The organism is Streptomyces sp. NPDC054887 (assembly GCF_053610585.1).
In genome coordinates, this window is record NZ_JBSGYQ010000002.1 from 169,682 (window position 1) to 186,152 (window position 16,471).

16 protein-coding genes are annotated in these 16,471 nt (G+C 73.2%); 10 read left to right on the forward strand and 6 right to left on the reverse strand.

The window, feature by feature from the left end:
- Window positions 1-4 precede the first annotated feature (4 nt).
- Both ACWGH0_RS02210 and ACWGH0_RS02215 read left to right on the forward strand, forming a co-directional pair.
- Window positions 5-952 (forward strand): LLM class flavin-dependent oxidoreductase, encoded by a 948-nt coding sequence (locus ACWGH0_RS02210; protein WP_453402198.1) that lies wholly within the window; start codon window positions 5-7, stop codon window positions 950-952.
- A gap of 76 nt (window positions 953-1,028) precedes the next feature.
- Window positions 1,029-2,234, forward strand: a complete 1,206-nt coding sequence (locus ACWGH0_RS02215; protein WP_453402199.1) for an erythromycin esterase family protein — start codon at window positions 1,029-1,031, stop codon at window positions 2,232-2,234.
- Between the two features lie 13 nt (window positions 2,235-2,247).
- Here ACWGH0_RS02215 and ACWGH0_RS02220 read toward each other — a convergent pair whose 3' ends face one another.
- Complete coding sequence (locus ACWGH0_RS02220; protein WP_453402200.1) at window positions 2,248-2,778, reverse strand: hypothetical protein; 531 nt, start codon at window positions 2,776-2,778, stop codon at window positions 2,248-2,250.
- Window positions 2,779-3,403: 625 nt separating this feature from the next.
- Here ACWGH0_RS02220 and ACWGH0_RS02225 point away from each other — a divergent pair.
- Window positions 3,404-3,643 (forward strand): hypothetical protein, encoded by a 240-nt coding sequence (locus ACWGH0_RS02225; protein ID WP_453402201.1) that lies wholly within the window; start codon window positions 3,404-3,406, stop codon window positions 3,641-3,643.
- Window positions 3,644-3,932: 289 nt separating this feature from the next.
- Here ACWGH0_RS02225 and ACWGH0_RS02230 read toward each other — a convergent pair whose 3' ends face one another.
- On the reverse strand, window positions 3,933-4,070 hold the full coding sequence (locus tag ACWGH0_RS02230; protein ID WP_453402202.1) for a hypothetical protein: 138 nt from the start codon (window positions 4,068-4,070) through the stop codon (window positions 3,933-3,935).
- A 310-nt stretch (window positions 4,071-4,380) separates the two neighbouring features.
- Between ACWGH0_RS02230 and ACWGH0_RS02235 the strand changes: the two genes are divergently transcribed.
- On the forward strand, window positions 4,381-5,436 hold the full coding sequence (locus ACWGH0_RS02235; RefSeq protein ID WP_453402203.1) for a LuxR C-terminal-related transcriptional regulator: 1,056 nt from the start codon (window positions 4,381-4,383) through the stop codon (window positions 5,434-5,436).
- 76 nt (window positions 5,437-5,512) lie between these two features.
- Here ACWGH0_RS02235 and ACWGH0_RS02240 read toward each other — a convergent pair whose 3' ends face one another.
- From ACWGH0_RS02240 to gntD, 4 genes are all read right to left on the reverse strand, one after another.
- Window positions 5,513-6,766 (reverse strand): hypothetical protein, encoded by a 1,254-nt coding sequence (locus ACWGH0_RS02240; protein ID WP_453402204.1) that lies wholly within the window; start codon window positions 6,764-6,766, stop codon window positions 5,513-5,515.
- On the reverse strand, window positions 6,763-7,776 hold the full coding sequence (locus tag ACWGH0_RS02245) for an MBL fold metallo-hydrolase (protein WP_453402205.1): 1,014 nt from the start codon (window positions 7,774-7,776) through the stop codon (window positions 6,763-6,765). Before ACWGH0_RS02245 ends, ACWGH0_RS02240 begins: the two co-directional genes overlap by 4 nt.
- A complete protein-coding gene (locus ACWGH0_RS02250) occupies window positions 7,773-8,720 on the reverse strand; it encodes an EamA family transporter (RefSeq protein ID WP_453402206.1) in 948 nt (315 codons plus the stop codon). The genes ACWGH0_RS02245 and ACWGH0_RS02250 overlap by 4 nt, the downstream gene beginning before the upstream one ends.
- Window positions 8,721-8,802: 82 nt before the next feature.
- On the reverse strand, window positions 8,803-9,888 hold the full coding sequence (gene gntD / locus ACWGH0_RS02255; protein WP_453402207.1) for a guanitoxin biosynthesis L-enduracididine beta-hydroxylase GntD: 1,086 nt from the start codon (window positions 9,886-9,888) through the stop codon (window positions 8,803-8,805).
- 244 nt (window positions 9,889-10,132) lie between these two features.
- Here gntD and ACWGH0_RS02260 point away from each other — a divergent pair, with 244 nt between their 5' ends.
- From ACWGH0_RS02260 to ACWGH0_RS02285, 6 genes are all read left to right on the forward strand, one after another.
- Entirely contained in the window at window positions 10,133-10,510 is a 378-nt protein-coding gene (locus ACWGH0_RS02260) for an ACT domain-containing protein (protein WP_453402208.1), read from the forward strand.
- A 68-nt stretch (window positions 10,511-10,578) separates the two neighbouring features.
- The gene (locus tag ACWGH0_RS02265) at window positions 10,579-11,700 is read left to right on the forward strand and encodes a hypothetical protein (protein WP_453402209.1); all 1,122 of its coding nucleotides are present in this window, start codon (window positions 10,579-10,581) and stop codon (window positions 11,698-11,700) included.
- A 48-nt stretch (window positions 11,701-11,748) separates the two neighbouring features.
- Complete coding sequence (locus ACWGH0_RS02270; protein ID WP_453402210.1) at window positions 11,749-13,332, forward strand: GMC oxidoreductase; 1,584 nt, start codon at window positions 11,749-11,751, stop codon at window positions 13,330-13,332.
- Window positions 13,329-14,549 (forward strand): MFS transporter, encoded by a 1,221-nt coding sequence (locus tag ACWGH0_RS02275; protein WP_453402211.1) that lies wholly within the window; start codon window positions 13,329-13,331, stop codon window positions 14,547-14,549. Before ACWGH0_RS02270 ends, ACWGH0_RS02275 begins: the two co-directional genes overlap by 4 nt.
- A gap of 54 nt (window positions 14,550-14,603) precedes the next feature.
- On the forward strand, window positions 14,604-15,989 hold the full coding sequence (locus ACWGH0_RS02280; RefSeq protein ID WP_453402212.1) for a glycosyltransferase family 2 protein: 1,386 nt from the start codon (window positions 14,604-14,606) through the stop codon (window positions 15,987-15,989).
- A 3-nt stretch (window positions 15,990-15,992) separates the two neighbouring features.
- Window positions 15,993-16,340 (forward strand): hypothetical protein, encoded by a 348-nt coding sequence (locus ACWGH0_RS02285; RefSeq protein ID WP_453402213.1) that lies wholly within the window; start codon window positions 15,993-15,995, stop codon window positions 16,338-16,340.
- Window positions 16,341-16,471: the final 131 nt, after the last annotated feature.

The window sequence follows — 16,471 nt, forward strand, 5'->3', positions numbered from 1 at the left end:
AACGATGCGCGTATCCGTCCTGTACCCCCTCATGCCGACGGACCCCGAGTCCCTCGTCCCCTTCGCCGCGCTCGTCCGCGACGGCGGGGCCGCCCGCCTCTGGCAGGGCCAGTCGCTGAACGCGGACACCCAGCAGGTCTTCGCCTATCTGGCCGGCCGGGGATACCGCGTGCCGGTCGGCACCAGCGTCGTCCTGATGCCGCTGCGGCACCCCATGGAGGCCGCGATCCAGTCCCGCTCCCTCGCGCTGCTCACCGGCCACCCCACGGTCCTCGGACTCGGCCCGGCCACCCCGGACTTCGTCGCCGGCCTGCACGGCAAGCCGTACGACAGCCCCCGCGACACCTGCGTCGCCTACCTCCGGGAGGTGCGCAGACTCCTCGGACCCGACACCGACGACGGCGCCGTCCGGCTGCCCGCGCTGCCGCACCCCGGCGTCGAGACCGGGCTCGGCGTGCTGCGCCCGGCGCTCGCGCGCGCCGCCGGTCAGGTCGCGGACGCCGCCATCAGCTGGATGACCCCGCACGGCTACGTCCGGGACACCCTGCTGCCCGCCATGGCCAAGGGCGCCGCCGAGGCGGGCCGCCCCGTGCCCCGGGTGGTCACCGTCGTGCACGCCGCCGTCGGCCGCCCGCACCGCAACCCGTACCGGCTCGCCTACACGGCGGCCCGCGCCCACCTCGCCGGGCCCCACTACTGCGACATGCTTCGGCGCGCCGGGCTGCGCGTGCACCACAGTCGCCCGAACCTCGGCGCCCGCGCCATCGTCGACGCCGGCGTCTTCCTGCACGGCACGGCCCGGGAGATCGCGGCCGGACTGGCCGAATACGGCCGTGCGGGCGTGGACGAAGTTGTCGTCAACGTCGCGGGCGTGTATTCCGACCATGGCCGAGAGGACGCCGTACGAGACCTCCGGGAGATCCTGACGGCGTGCCGCGAGGCGGAGAACTGACACACGACCGGGTGTGGCGACACGGGCGGACCGCACGGGCCGCGCGCCGCCGCACGCAGGGAGGAGAGGCACCCCGGTGCCCGACGACATCGCCCGCTGGCTGACCGAGCACGCCCGCCCCCTGGACAGGCTGACCCCGGGTGCGCCCACCGACGACCTGGAACCGCTGGGGGCGAAGCTGGGCGGCGCCCGTATCGTCGGGCTCGGTGAATCCACCCACGGCACCGCCGAGTTCTTCCGGCTGAAGCACCGGATCGTGGAGTTCCTGGTACGCGAGAAGGGGTTCACCACCCTCGCCATGGAGGCCAGCGAGTCCGCCGCCCGGGCCGTGGACGCATACGTCCGGCACGGCGTCGGCGACCCCGCCCGGCTCGTCGCCCGGCTCGGCTTCTGGACCTGGCGGACCCAGGAGATGGTCGACCTCGTCCAGTGGCTCCGCGCGCACAACCGCGACCTCCCCGGGGAACGCCGAGTCCGCTTCGCCGGCATCGACCCGCAGCGCGGCGCCGACTCGGTCGAGGCCGTCACGGCCTTCCTGCGCGCATGCGCGCCCGAACGGGAGGAGGACGCCCGCGCCCTGGAGGTCCTGGTCCACGCCCGCCCCGGCTCGCGCCCCGACCCCGGCCAGGCGCTCCGGCACCGCGCCGAGGAGGTCGCCCGGCACCTCGCCGACCACGACGCCGCCGACGACGACGTCGTCGAGCACGCCCGGATCCTGGTCCGCGCCGCCGACCTCGTGACCCGCCCGCTCGACCAGTCCGCGGGTGAGGAGAGCGCCTTCGCCGTCCGCGACCGTGCCATGGCCGACGCCGTGGCCCGCCTCGTGGACGACGACCCGACGGCCCGGGTCATGGTCTGGGCGCACAACGGCCACCTCGCGAAGGGCACGTACGGGGACCGGGTCACCGCGCTCGGCAGCAGGCTCCGTGAGCGTTACGGTGACCGCTACTACGCCCTGGCCCTGCTCTTCGGCAAGGGCTCCTTCCTCGCCCGCAGGGGCGACGACCTCCAGGCCCCTCCCGCACGGCACCGCATCGGCACCGGAACCCGGTCCATCGAGGCACGGCTCGCCGACGCCCTGAAGGGCGACTACTACTTCGACGTGCGCTGCACCGCCCCCTGGCTGCACGCGCCGCAGGCACAGCGCAGCTTCGGCGCCAACGTGCCGCGGTTCTCCTACCGCTTCCACACCGCGCCGCTCGTACCGGCGCAGGACTACGACGGCATCGCCTTCGTCGCCCGCTCGACCTGCTCCCACCCGCTGCCGCGGGTCGAGGAATGACGGCGGACCCTGCTCACGGCCACATCTCCAGCAGGGCGTTCAGCGTCAGCTTCCACATCGGCTCGGCCCCCGTCCCGAAGGCGCCGGCGAGCGCGTATCCCACGGCGGCGTCGTGGGGCTCGATGCCCTCGCCGCTCGTCGGCTCCTCCCACTCGGCGCCGACCGTCCCGTCCCCGGTCGACGTGAAGACGCCGAGGAGACGGCCGTCGCGCAGCAGACGGCTGGTGCCCAGGGAGTCCGGCACCAGCAGATACCCGTGCCCCCGCGCCGCGGATCCTGCCTCCACCCGGTACGAACGCCGGGTGAGGAAGCCCTTCGCAGGGCGCAGGGACTCCTCGGCGCCGTCCACGCTCAGGGTGAGCCGCCCCCGGTCGCGCGTACCGATCGGCACATGGCTCTCCAGCGGTGTACCGGCGTTCCGCCGGATCTCGGTGCGTGGCAGCCCGTCGCCGCTCACCGTCAGCGTCCCGCCCTCGTGGTCGAGCGCGATGCGGACGACCCCGAAAAGCCGATCGGCGGCAGGCTCGTACGTGAACGCCTCCATCGGCACGCCCTCCTCTCCTCGTCGCCGTGTTGATCGTCGCCCGCCAGTCTCCGCCAGGGCGGCGAGGGCGGTTCCCTTTCCGGCCAGCCGGTGTGGGCACCCCGTCGGCATCGGTGAGCCGGACACGCTGCCGGTGTTTGTCGACGAGGTCCGCGGCCGTCCCGGGCGTGTGGAAGGGCAGGCCCAGTTTCTGCGCCAGGCCGGCGGTGAACTCGATCGTGCGGTCGCTGAAGGTGGCGATCCCGTCGACCCGGAGTTCGGCGAGCCGGGTGGCCGTCGCCGCGAGGACGTCCGCGTCCCCGCCGTCCAGCCAGCCGTACCACGCGGTCCACCTGCTCCGCGTCGGGGAGCGCGCGCAGCTGTGCCAGGTCCACGGCGGGCACCGGACTGCCCCGCAGGTGAGCCAGATCGTGGACGAAGGAGGCCAACTGCCCGGCCTGGTCGGGCCTGCCGGCCGAACGGTCCGGACCGGCGCCCGGAGTGGCCGTGTCGAACAGGACGAGCGCCGATCTCCCGCTCCGCCACACGCAGTTGGGCCGCCATCTCCGCCGCGACGGCTCCGCGGACCGGGCATCCGCCAGCTGGTAGGGCCCTCCAGCTGGACTGCTCGGACATCCGCAACGTAGTGGGTGGCAAAGTCCGCCAGCGACCGCGGGAGCGGCTCACCGCGCAGCCGGGAGCTTCGAAGACCGTAGAACGGGTGGTCCTCGCCCGGCTGCTCGGCGAGGAGAAGAACGCCGGCCGCGTCCCGTTCGGATCGAGCGGTACCAGGGCTGACACGCCGTCCGTGGACGGCTCGGTCGCCTGTACGGAGAGCTGTTCCGTGAGCATCGACGCGACGCCGCGCACGGCCGGCGCCAGGTAGAGCCGGCGCACCTCCGGCGCGACGCCGACTTCTGCCCGATCGCCGTAGTCGGCCGGATCAGGTGCAGCGAGTTGCCACCGAGGCTGCAGAAGCTGTCATGGACGCTGAGGCGACCGTCGGTGAGGTGAGCAGACCGGACCGCATACCGGCCGGCGTCAGCTCGGTGCCCGTCGACGGCGGGACGTGCCCCTGCTCGCCCCGGGCCTCGGGCTGCGGCCGGGCCTGTGCGGCCATGGGCAAGCCCCGCGCGCCTGCGGTGGCGCGCGGGGCTTTTCGGGGCCGGTCGGCGTCAGCCCCAGATCAGGGAGCGGCCCTCTGTCGCGCGGGGGTGGGAGGCGGTGGGGGCCGTGTGGACGGCTGTTGTCGCGAGGGCCAGGGCGGCGAGGAGGCCGGCGGTGAGCAGGAGTGCGGGGGTGCGGCGGTTCATGGGGAAGGGATGCCTTTCGAACAAGGTCAGCGGTCCGGTGCGGGGGCGGCCCCGCGAGGCTGGGCGCGGAACGTACGACGGCACTGCGCTGGGCCGGCGTCAGAAGGTCTAGTCCTTTGCGGCGCGGTAATCATGTCCGTACGGTGAGTGCCGTGGCTAGGGACGGTTTGTGTCCGATACCGGCTATGGCCACTCCCGGACAGGCGGCGCCCGGCCCGGCGTCCCCATGGCGGACACCCCTGCGCGACGGGCCCGGTGCGTGTTTGAATCGGCAGCTCACTGGCCTTGGTGGCCCACCGTGGGGGGTGCGTTGAGAGCGTCTGTTGTCCGTCAGGATGTCCGTCAGGAACACGCCGAAGTCCTTTACTCCCGGATCGTCAGAGACCCGCTGTGGCGTGTCGAGCAGGTCCGGGAGGAGCTGTCCTGGTCCGCCCAGGAGGTACGGGGGGCCGTCGAGCGGCTCGTGGAACTCAATCTGCTGGTCGAGTCCGGCACCGCGCCGAGCGGGTGGACGGTCCTGACCCCCGACTCGGCCGTGCACCGGCTCCTCGGCCGGGCGATGCGCAGTTCGGTCTCCGTGCTGAACGAGGTGGCCGACGCCCGCCGCGCCGTCGAAAGCCTCGTCGACACCTTCCGGCCCATCCACTGCCGCAACGTCTCCGAGGCGCAGATCGAGGTCCTCAGCGGTGAGGCGGAGGTGACCGCCGCGCTGGAGGACGCCTCCCATCACGCCCGTTACCGGGTCCTGTCCATGCATCCGGGCAAGCCGCTGCCTGCCGAGATGCTCCAGGAGGGCCTCGACCGCGACGCCGCCGTGCTGGAGCGGCGGATCGAAATCCGCACCATCCATCTGGCGTCCACCGCCGCCGTCCCCCATGTGGCCGCCTACCTTGGGAAGTTGGCGGGGCTCGGTGCTCAGGTCCGTATCGCGCAGCTGCTGCCGCTGCGGCTGATCGTCATCGACCACACCCTCGCGTTCCTCGCCTATCCCCAGTCGCTCACACCGCCCGGCGAGCCCGTCTCGGCCGTACGGGTGCGCGGGGAACTCCTCGTCGGCATCTTCGAGGACATCTTCGAGCACTGCTGGGGCAGCGGCACCCTGCTGGTGCCGCGTTCGGCCGGCAACGGCCGCGGCGCCGAGCCGGCCGGCTCGGCGGCCGAGGCGGTGCCCGCGCCGACGGCCCGCCAGCGCGAGGTGCTCCAGATGCTGGCCGCCGGGATGACCGACGAGGCGATCAGCCGCAAACTCGGGGTCTCCGAGCGCACCGTCGGCCGGCAGGTCGCTGAACTGATCACCAGACTCGGCAGCGAGAGCCGCTTCCAGGCCGGGTTCAACGCCGCCCGGATGGGCTGGCTGGAGAACTGAGCGAACCGGGTCGGGTGGCGGCCCCGCCGGCCGTCGCCCGGTCCGGCGCCGGCGTCGTGGCGTACCGGGGCCCCCGTCACTCGATGACGTGCGCCCGTACGTTGTCCAGGTGCCGTCGCAGGTAGCGCATGAAAGGGGTGCCGCCCGTGCCGACCTCGTTGGAGTTCGAGGCGTCGCGCTGCGCCTGCTGCTGCACATAGCGTGCGGCGTACCCCAGGTGCAGTTCGCGGAACGCGTACATGGCCTCCACGCACGCGTTGTACGCCGCCACGGCCTGGGCCGGCCGCCGCGTCAGCAGGAAGCCGCGCAGGTCCGCGCGGGGGCCGACCTCCTCGACGAACGCCCGGTGGGCGGGCGGCAGATAGTCGCGCAGCGACATCATGTAGTCCGCCAGCGGGTCCTGTTCGTCGCTGATGCCGAACACCGTGTCCAGGAAGGGCACGATCGCGCTCTGCGCGCCCGTCTCACCGCTGAACTGCTGCGGCCGTCCCCCGAACTCCGCCACCCCTTCGTACCGGATCCCCTCCGGGAAGGCGGGGTTGTTCTTCCAGCCGAACAGGAAGCGGCGTACGCGGTGGTAGTAGATGTACGGGTCGCAGCCCTCCGGCATCCGCGCCAGCACCTCCCGCATCGCCGCCAGGCTGCGCGCCACCTCGCCCAGCGACTCGGCCACCCCCTCGGCGTCCTCGGCCAGTACGGCGTCCTGGGCCCGGACCGCCGCGCGCAGACCGGGACCCGCCGCCGCCTCGATCGCGATGTGCACCAGGACGAACCAGTCCTCGTCCAGCCCGCCGAGGAAGTCCTGGAGCCGGATGATGTTGCCCAGCTCCACCGGCCGTGTGTCGTCCACACGACGCCAGTTGTGCAGCTGCTGCGTCGCGTACGACAGGATCGGCGGACGGCCGAGCCGGGCGGCCACCGCCGCCCACGGCACGGCGATGTTCGCCGGCACGGTGTCGGCCGGAGGCTCGCTGTCGTTGATCCACGCGTGGCCGAAGTAGGACAGCAGCAGCATGGCCCGCTCCAGCTCGGCCTGCCCGCGCAGCGCGTCCGTGTCGAGCCGCGGCACCTGCGCCAGCAGGGCCCGGCCGCGCCCGATCACCAGGTGCTTCGGCAGCCGGGCGGCGATGTCGTCCCACGCGGCGAAGGGTTCGGGCAGCCGGACCAGCGGGTCGCGGCCCGGCAGGAATCCGCGTACCGGGTCGACGTCGTACTTCTCCAGCGCGACGCCCGCCGGCGCGACGCTGCCCTGCGCGACGCCCTCCGGCGCGGCGCTCGCCGGTGGAACGCTCTCCGGCGCAACGCCCTCGTGCGCAATGCTCTCGCTCATCGCATGCCTTCCGTGCTGACCTTGCCGACCTTGCCGACCTTGCCGACCTTGCCGATCGAGCCGATCGAGCCGATCGAGCCGATCGAGCCGATCGAGCCGATCGTGCTGTCTGTGCCGGCCCCGCTCACCGTGCCGGCCGTTGCGAGCCCGGCCGCGGCCCTCCGGTCGAGTTCCGCGTAGCCGCGCTCCAGGGCGTACGTCGTACGTCCCTCCGGGATCGGCCAGGTGCCCACGGCCGGGGCCCGGTCCAGCGGTACGCCCGCGCCGTGCAGCGCGCGGATCTCCTCGGCGACCGAGGCGATCAGCTCGCGCTGCTCCCGGACGAAGGCGTGGTCGACGGGAGCGCCGTGCCCCGGGACCACCGTCGTGCCCGCGCCGATGAAACCGGTGGCGGCGGTGGCCGCGTCGAGCGTTCCGGGCCACTCGAACGGGAAGGAGTCCGGGCCCCAGATCGGCGCCCCGGCCTCCTCGATCAGGTCGCCGGCCACCACGACGTCCGTGTCCGGCACCACGACCCACAGGTCGCCCGCGGTGTGCGCCCGGCCGGTCCAGCGCAGTTCCATGGTCCGGCCGCCGAGGTCGATCACCGAGGCGCGGTCGACCAGCCGGGTGGGCCGCGCGATCCGCAACCCCTCCACCTTGGCCTGCCAGTCGGGGCCGTTGTCGGTGAACGTGTCCAGGAAGAACGCGACGGCGGGGTCGTCCGGGGTCAGCGCCGCGGGCACGGACGCGTGGGCCCAGATTTCCGCGGCCGGGTCGTGGTGGGGGGCCGCGAAGGCGACGTTCCCCCAGGTGTGGTCGAGGTGGGAGTGGGTGTTCACCACCCAGCGCACGGGCACCGGCGCGAACCCGGCGATGTCCCGCTTGATCTCCTCGGCCTCCTCCAGCGAGCAGCGGGTGTCGACCACCGCCACGCCCTCGGTGCCGACGATCGCCGTCACCGTCACGTCGCAGGGCTCGTAGCGGCGCTGGAACACACCGGCGCCGACCTCCTGCCACTTCGTTGTCATCGTGTCTCCTCTGTGCGTGGTGCGTGTTCGCGCTGCGAGTCGTGGGCACCCGTACGGTCCGCCCAGGTGGCGGCGGCGCTCGCCGTGACGACGCAGGCCAGACCGGCGAGTTGGGCCCAGCCGAGGGCCTGGCCCAGCAGGACGAGCCCCACCAGGGCGGCGACCGCCGGCTCCAGGCTGGTGAGAATGCCGAAGGTACGGACCGGCATCCGCCGCAGCGCCGTCATCTCCAGTGCGAACGCGGCCACCGGCGAAAGCAGCGCCACCCCGGCCACCGCGGCGAGCAGCAGCAGCGGATCGGCGGCGTCCAGCAGGCCCGTAATGCCTTCGTGGGCCCCGGCGGGGGTCACCACGAGCGCGGCGACGGCCATGGACACCGCGAGGCCCTGGTAGCCGGCGAAGACCTCGCCGACCGCCCGGGTGTAGAGGATGTACCCCGCCCAGCACGCCGCCGCCGCGAACGCCAGGCCGAGTCCCGCCGCGTCGAGGGCTTCCCCCGCGCCCGCCGAGCCGACGAAGCAGATCAGCGCCACCCCCGCGCCGGCCAGCAGCGCGCACAGCCCGTGCACGAGGCGGCGGGAGGCCACGATCGCCACGGACAGCGGGCCGAGGAACTCGATGGTCGCCGCGATGCCGAGCGGAATGCGGTCGACGGCCGCGGAGAACAGCAGGGTCATGCCGGCCGAGGCGACGCCCAGCAGGAGGACGGATCCCCACTGCCGCGGGGTCCTGCCCGTCAGGCAGGGCCGTACGAACACGGCGAGCACGAGCGCGGCGATCAGCAGCCTCAGCCAGGACGTGCCGGACACACCGAGCTGGGGGAAGAGCTTGGCGGAGCAGGCCACGCCGGTCTGCAGGACGACGATGCCGCCGACGGCGAAGAAGGCGCCGTACGGAGGGGCCGTCGCACCGGTGGCGGGAGTGGGGTTCGCGAGCTGGGTCATGGCACCTTTCCGGGGCGGGTCCCGTGGTGGAGCGGCCCGGGCGGGGCCCGGCGAGCGGCTCCACCGCGGGAACCGCGGACTGTCAGACCAGCGCCCGGCCGTGGTCGCCGTACCGGCGCCCGTCCGCGCGGCGGAGGTCCGCCATGACGTTGATCCGGCGTATCCAGCGGTCCGTGCCGTCGTACCGTGCCGTGAACGGCTTGCGGCCGTGCACCGCCCGCTTGTTGTCGACGATCAGCATCTCGCCGGGGGCCAGGGACACGTCCCGCAGACCGCGGTCGATGCCGGAGATGATCTCCTGGAGCGCCGCGGCGGCCTCCGGGTCCAGGTCGCGCGGCATGAACGCCGGGTCGATGCAGATGTGCGGTGCCGCGGGATCGCCCGAGAGGACCGCCGTACGGCGAGGCTCCTCGTTCATCCGCGCGATCTGCTCGAAGGCGCGCGCCACCCAGTCGGACCCCTCGACGCCTGTGGTCGAGGCGTTGAACTGCGCCGTGTGCGACTCGTCCGGGAGGATCACGAACCGCTCCTGGAAGAGGATCTCCCGTGCGTGGTCGGACAGTTCGATGTCCTGGACGGGCGCGAAGGTGGTGGGCACGTTGTCGTGGTTCCGCAGCCCGAGCAGCATGATCCAGTCGGCGCGCAGCGGGTGGAAGGCGTCCTCGTTGTGCCATTCCAGGTTGACGGTCGAGCTGGAGCCGAGCTGCTGGTGCTCGTGCCCCTTGATCGGGAACAGGTCGAGGACCATCCGGCCGCGCTGCTGGGTGAGGTAGGAGACCGGGTCGCCCATCAGCGAGCCCAGCAGCAGCAACAGCGCGCCGGCCCGGGCCGCTTCACGGCTCGCCGGCTCGTCGGTGTACGCCGTGGGCGTCGGCCCGGCGGCGGACTCGTCGACGGGCAGGTTGGCGACGATCAGGCCGCCGTACGGCCGTCCCGTCAGGCGGAAGCGGGTCAGGTTCGCGCGGATCGACGCCGGGACCTCGTGGGCCAGCAGGGCCAGCCGCTCCAGCTGCCGGTCGAGCGGGGTGTCCGGTGCGTAGTCGAGGATCTCCTCCGCCATGCCTTTCAGCTGGGAGCTCTCGTTGTCGGTCAGTTCCAGGTACGGAACTCCGTCGGCTGCCCGGACCGGAAGATCCGCGGCTACGGGCGTTTCAATGACGAGTGACACCGAACTCTTCCTTCTTGTCGGTCAAGTGTGTGTGAGGGACCGCCCGTCGCAGTCCCGTCCTGGAAATGCCCGGCAGTTCCTCAGCCCGGTGAAGTCTTTCCGGCGCGAGGTCGCGGCGTCCATCGATACGGGTGTCCAGAAAGCGTCAGGTCCGGAACCCGACACCGCTGGAAAGGCTCCGGGCCATGCGCCGTGTGCTCGAATGGGCGCACCGCCGAAACACGCTGCCGACACGGGGGCCGCAATGACCACGTCACGCCGACAACTGAGGGTTCTGCCCGGCTACTTCGCGGTGGAGAGAGCCGCGTCCCTGAAGACACTGACCGACGACGACGCCTGGCTGGCGCTGGTACGGGCCCCGGAGGGGCTCACCGCGATCCGGCGCGCCGGCCCGGACGAGGCCGGGGAGACCTGGTCGGCCCTGTACGGCGGGGACGACCCGCACGGCCTGGACGTGCCCGGGGTCCTCGCCGGCCTGCTCGGCCCGCTCGCGGCCGCCGGGGTCCCGGTGTTCGTCGCGTCCACGTACGACGCCGACGTCGTCCTCGTGCCGCGCCGCCGCCTCGACGACGCCGCCGAGGCGCTGCGCGGGCACTGCGACGTGGTGGGGGCACGGTGCTAGGCCGTACCGCCCGCGCCCCTGCCGCGCCCCGGCCCGGCGGCGGGGGCACTTCGACAAGGGAGGGAACCATGGAGAGCACCGCATCCGGCATCCGACTGTCGGCCGTGGTGATGAGTCACCCGCGACGGGCGGAGCAGGCCGCCGAACTGTGCCGCCGCCACCCCGAGCTGGGGCTGACCGTCGTCTCCGACCCCGAGCCCGGCGGCCCGCCGTCGGCGTGGCGCACCGCGCGCCTGGCGTGGCGTTCGATCGCGCCGGGCGCCACGCACCACCTCGTGCTCCAGGACGACCTCGTACTGGTCCCCGGCTTCGCCGCCAGGGTCCGCCAAGCCGTCGCGGCGCGGCCGCACGATCCCCTGTCGCTCTTCGCCGAGTGGGGGTCGCGGACCGCGAGCAGTGTGCGGATCGCCGCCGCGCACGGACTGTCGTGGGCTCCCGTCGTCGACGACTACATCCCGTGCGCGGCCCTGGTGATGCCCGTGGGGATCGCCCGGGGATTCGACGCGTTCGCCGCCGCCCGGAGCACGGAGTCGGATCCCGACGACGTCGTACTGCTGGAATACCTCGCGCACCTCGGCGTGAAAGCCTGGGCGACCGTCGACAATCTCGCACAGCACGACGCGGTGGAAAGCCTGGTGGGAAACACCACCATGGGAATACGGCAGTCCGTCAATTTCGACGGCACGCCCGCACGGCGGAAAATGACGGATTCTTCGCTCACCGGCCTGACCGCGATTCCCTATTACGACTGGTGGAGCCAGCAGGCCACCCTTTTCGTACCCGACGAGAACACGGTCGACGGCTGGGGGCAGATACGGTCGCGGCCCGCCCTGAACCGCTGGAGAATCGACCCGGCGGACGTCGAAGAGGAACTCGTCGCCCTGCTTCCCGGCCTCCCGGACACCGGCCCGTTGCTGGACCGCGTCAGCCGCATCGTCGTGTCCGAGATCTGGACGACGGCCTTCCTGACCGGACTCGTCGTGGGGGAGACGGGCGCCGAACCGTCGATCGCGCCCGGCACCCCGGCCGCGTCGGCCCTGGCCACACTGCCGGCCGGCGCGCTGCGGCGCGTGGTGCCCGTGCGGTGGCTGCCCCGGGTGGGCGAGCTGCTCGGCCCCGTCGTCCTCGCCGGGGTGGCAGCCGGGCTGCGCCGCACGCGCTCCCGGACCGGGGCGACCGCCGCGGCGTAACCGCCGCGCCACTCCAACACGTACGCGTACCAAGGGGGTTCCTTCGCCATGCCCGTTTCCAGCCCTTCCCCGCAGCAGGCGCGACCGCGGTCGCGGCACCGGGTCGTCTCCGCCGATCACCACGTGGTCACCGACTTCGACGACGTACGGAGCCGTACGTACGACTTCGTCGTGGTGGGCGGCGGCGGCACCGCGGCCGCCTTCCTCACCCGGCTGCTGAGCCGCAGACCCGGGGCCCGCGTCCTCGTCCTGGAGCAGGGCCCCTACCTGCTCCCCACCCACGTGCAGAACCTCGGTCTCGCCTTCCAGCCCCTGATGGCGTCGGCCGCCGCCACGCCGTGGCGCTCCGACGGCGACCTGGAGGTCGTCGCCCAGGTGCCGTACCTGGGCGGCAGAACGCTCGTGTGGAGCGGGTCGTGCCCGCAGCCGACCCGGCAGCAACTGGCCGCCTGGCCGCGCCCGGTGGCCGACGGACTCGACGCGTACTGGGAAGCCGCCCGGTCGCTCCTGGGCGTACGGCCCGCGAGCCGGCTCGGACCCGAGTACGGCACGCTCCAGGACCACATGGGCGCCTCCATGATGAAGGCCGCACGTGACTGCGACAGCCTGATCTACCCGGAGTCCGAGCGGGACCTCGACGCTCCGCTGGCGCAGGGACCGGTGGACAGCGGGGCCGTCGACAAGTTCAGCGCCATCACCCTGCTGCTGCGCGCGAAGGCCGGGCACCCCGCCACGGTCGACATCGTGACGGAGTGCCTCGTCGAACGCCTGGTCCACGAGGAGGGGCGGGTACGGGCGGTCGTCACCGCCGACGGCCCGCTCGACGTCGGGGACGCGCAGGTCGTACTCGCCCTGGGGACCCTGGAGTCGACGCGCCTGGTGCTCCGGTCGCTGCCGGCCGGACTGCACCACGGCGCCGGAACGAACCTCGGCGCCAACACGGCCAGCTTCTTCACCTGCCGGCTGCCGCGCGCCGCCTTCCCCGGCCTGAGCACGCAACGGGCCGAACTGGCCGCGCTGTACGTCGACGGCGCCACCCCGGAGCGCGAGTTCCACCTGCACGTGACGGCGTGCGCGACGACCGACCGGGCCCGCGACCTCGGCCGTGTCTACCGGCTGATGCCCGACATGTTCGGTGACGGCACGCCGGAGCGGGTCAGCGACCCCGAGCACGTCGTGCTGCTGGTGCACGGCCTCGCCCAGCTCGCCGGCGACCCGCTCTCGCCCACGGCCAGCAGCGTGACCCTCGGCGACGACGGCGCCACCGTCGGGACCTACCGGCTGGCCCCCGCCGACCTCGCGGTGTGGGACGCCATGGACGACGCGGCCGATCACCTGACCCGGCATCTGGCGGGCGACGCGGCCCTTGAGTACTGGTCGCCCGCCGAGGGGGCCTGGTCGGCCGAGCCGCCGGCCCGGCGCATGCCGTTCGCGTACCACGAGGCCGGGACCCTCAGGATGGGCGACACCCCGGACGACTCGGTGACCGACCACTACGGCCGGCTGCACGCCGCCGAGAACGTCCACGTCCTGGGCGGGGCCTCCTTCCCGACCCGGGGATCATGGAATCCGTTCCTGACCATGACGGCACTGGCACTGCGCCTGGCCGACCACCTCGCGGGCACCCCGTGAGCCCGCCCACGACGGCGGTGAGCGCGGACCCCGGGAGCCGCCGCCACGCACTCGTCACCAAGGTCTGGATCCTCTCGGGCCTGGTGGCCGTCGCGGACTTCGTCTTCGGCGCCGTGTTCGTGACCGTCATGGGCGGCAGCGGCCTCTCCGCGGCGGTGATCGGCGCCCTCCTGGCCGGTACGTCGGTGACCTCGCTCGTCCTGGAGGCGCCCAGCGGGGCCTGGGGCGACCGGTACGGGCACAAACGCCTCGTGGTGTGCGGTCTGGCGCTCTGGGGAACGGGCTTCCTGCTCTTCGCCCGCTCCACCACCCCCGTCGCCTTCGGCGCCGCGATCCTGCTGTGGGCGTCCGGGCTCGCCCTCTACTCGGGCGCCGCCCAGTCGCTGCTGATCAACACCCTCAACGCCGCCGGGGAGGAGCACCGGGGCAGCGGAGCCGTCCGGGGCGCCGAGACGGTGCGCTGGTCGGCGGCGGCCCTCGGTGCCTGCCTGGTGGCGGCCGGGGCGTGGGTCGTCGACACCCGTACGAGCATCGCCTTCGCGGGCGCGGTGCTGCTCTGCGCGGCCGGGTGGGTGGCCGCCGGATGGCCGGAGTCGCCGAAGGGCGGCGGTCTCACGCTGTGGCGGTCCCTGACCTCCGGCTACCGGCTCGTGCTGGGCCCGGAATGCCGGCCGCTGCTGTTCTTCAGCGTGCTGGCCAGCGTCGACCTGGGAGTCGTCATCCTCACCTGGCAGCCCGCGGCCCTCGCCGCCGGCGGACTCACGACGCGCTGGCTGGGGCTCGCGCTGCTGGTGCTGTCCGTCGCGGCGGCGGCCGGGGCCGCGGCGACCCGCTGGACGTCGCGCGTCGACCCCGCCCTGCTCCTTTGCGTACTTCTCCTCGGTCTGAACCTGTCGCTCCTCTGCGTGTACTGGGGCCCCTTCGGTACCGGCATCGCCTACCTCGGGGCGGAGTTCTTCGTCGGGGCGGCGCTCACGTCACTCGCCGTCTGGGGCCAGCAGGTCTTCCCCGACGCGTTGCGCGCCACCGCGACCTCCGTGCTCGGCACCGCCACCGGCACCGCCATCGCGCTCACCCACGGCGTCATGGGCTCGCTCTGGGACCGTCTCGGCCTCGCCCCCGCCGTCACCCTCGTCGCCGCGCTGCTCGGGGCCTGCGCCCTGGCCGCCGGGCTCGTCCGGCTGCGGCGGCGCCCCACCGCGCCGCCGTCCCCGTAGCCCGGCCCTGGCAGCCGGCCCAGTCACGCAGTCACCACTTGATCGGAGTCACCCGTGCACGTACTCGCCCTCGTCGTCCTCTTCGGTGTGCTGGCGGCCATGACCCTGCGCAACGGGGCCTTCTGGCTGAGGATGTGGAGACAGCCGGCGCTCCTCGCCAGGGAGCGTGCCGAGGTACGCGTCCTGGCCGCCGCCGTGGACCCGGCCACGCGCGCGGCCCGCGACGCGATCCGGCTGCACTACGTCATCCCCGCCTTCCAGGAGGTGGACTCCCTGGAGAAGACCTTCCGCGCCCTCCAGCGCTCCATAGAGGCGTCCACCTACCGCGCGACCATCACCGTCGTCACCTCGGTGCACGAACCCCACGGCCCCGGCATCGTGTCCACCCACACGCTGGCCGAGGAGCTGTGCGCCGGGTTCGCGGACGCCTCGTGCGTCATGGACCGCAGCGAAGTGCCCAGCATGGCGGCCGCGTTCAACACGGGCATGCGCACTGTCGCCGGGCTCGACGGCGACGGGCCGGGGGAGACGTACGTCGTCGTCTACAACGCCGACTCGACGGCGGCCCTCGACTCCGTGCAGGCCCTCGGCGACACCCTGGTGGCACGTTCGCTGCCGGCCGTGGCGCAGATCAACTTCCTGTCCCTGCGCAACGTGGACCGCATGACGGGCACCGGCCGGTGGTACGCCGTCGGAGCCGCCTACTACCAGACGCGCTGGGCGTTCGGTTTCGAGTACGACCTGCACCGGCGCAACAGCGCGGCCCGCCGGCGCGGCCCGCTCGGCCACTCGTACCACCTCAAGGGCCACGGTCTCGCGCTGCGGCTCGACACGGCGCTGGACGCCGGCGGATTCAGCACGGCGACGCCGTGCGAGGACCTCGAACTCGGCTTCCGTCTCGCGCTGCGCCGTGTTCCCGTCCACGTCGTCCCCGTCCTGGAGGACACCGAACACCCCACGACCGCCGCAGCGGTGACCGCGCAGAAGCGGTACTGGTACTCCGGCATGATCGACGTGCTCCAGTTCCACTGGCTCCTGCCCGAGGACCGCGCTGTCCAGCCGTGGCGCTTCGAGCTGAGCCGCCTGGCCTCCGTCTACCGCAGCGCGGGCTGCTTCCTCCTGGCGCCGGTCCCCTACTGGGTGCTGCTGGCGGGCGCCGTCGTTCTCGGGCAGCCCGTACTGGCGGTACTGCCGTTCCTCAACGCCGTGCTGTCCGCCTGGCTCGTCCGCCGGGCGGCGCGCAGGCTCGGCCGCCCGCTGCCGGCGCTGGGCCCGGCCGGGCTGGTGCTGCTTCCGGCCGGCATCCTCGTCTGGTCGCTCACGCGCAACATCGGCCCGGTGCAGTACCTGTGGAGCATGCTCCGGTCCCCGGACCGGCAGGGACGGCTGCGGGCGACCCACCTGCTGCACGTCGAGGACTCCGAGAAGCGGAGCGTGTGAGCCGTGGCGCCGCAGCCCTTCGACACCTTCTGGCACGCGCCCACCGCCCGGCTCCAGGCGTGGCGGGCCGGACTGAAGGAACCCCCGGCGACGACGATCGGCTTCCGGTCCCCCGTCCGGATCGGGCACGGGGAGCGGGGCGTGGTGTCCGTGGCCCTGCTCGCGTGCCCGGCCGCCGTCGCCTTCCTGCCGGACTGCCGCGACCGCCGTCTGCCGCTCGTCCTGAGCGACGAACCGGCCACCGCGCAGTGGACCGGCCACGCGTACGTACGCATGGGACTGCGGGGGAGCGAGGTGACGGAGATTCGGCTCGACGCGGAGGACCACGAGCCGACCGCGCCGGAGGTCTGAGCCGGTCCGCGTACTACCGGCCGCCCGTGCTCCGCTGCCCACCTACCGTGCCGCGCCCAGAAACCCGGACCGGTCCGCGAGCGCGCGGCGAGGAGGCGGGGGACACTTCCGCCCATCCCGTCCGTGTCGCT

Coding starts and splice junctions, on each gene's coding strand:
- ACWGH0_RS02210 (WP_453402198.1), top strand. CDS start 5: ATGCGCGTATCCGTCCTGTACCCCCTCATGCCGACGGACCCCGAGTCC.
- ACWGH0_RS02220 (WP_453402200.1), bottom strand. CDS start 2,778: ATGGAGGCGTTCACGTACGAGCCTGCCGCCGATCGGCTTTTCGGGGTC.
- ACWGH0_RS02230 (WP_453402202.1), bottom strand. CDS start 4,070: ATGAACCGCCGCACCCCCGCACTCCTGCTCACCGCCGGCCTCCTCGCC.
- ACWGH0_RS02240 (WP_453402204.1), bottom strand. CDS start 6,766: ATGAGCGAGAGCATTGCGCACGAGGGCGTTGCGCCGGAGAGCGTTCCA.
- ACWGH0_RS02245 (WP_453402205.1), bottom strand. CDS start 7,776: ATGACAACGAAGTGGCAGGAGGTCGGCGCCGGTGTGTTCCAGCGCCGC.
- ACWGH0_RS02250 (WP_453402206.1), bottom strand. CDS start 8,720: ATGACCCAGCTCGCGAACCCCACTCCCGCCACCGGTGCGACGGCCCCT.
- ACWGH0_RS02260 (WP_453402208.1), top strand. CDS start 10,133: ATGACCACGTCACGCCGACAACTGAGGGTTCTGCCCGGCTACTTCGCG.
- ACWGH0_RS02265 (WP_453402209.1), top strand. CDS start 10,579: ATGGAGAGCACCGCATCCGGCATCCGACTGTCGGCCGTGGTGATGAGT.
- ACWGH0_RS02270 (WP_453402210.1), top strand. CDS start 11,749: ATGCCCGTTTCCAGCCCTTCCCCGCAGCAGGCGCGACCGCGGTCGCGG.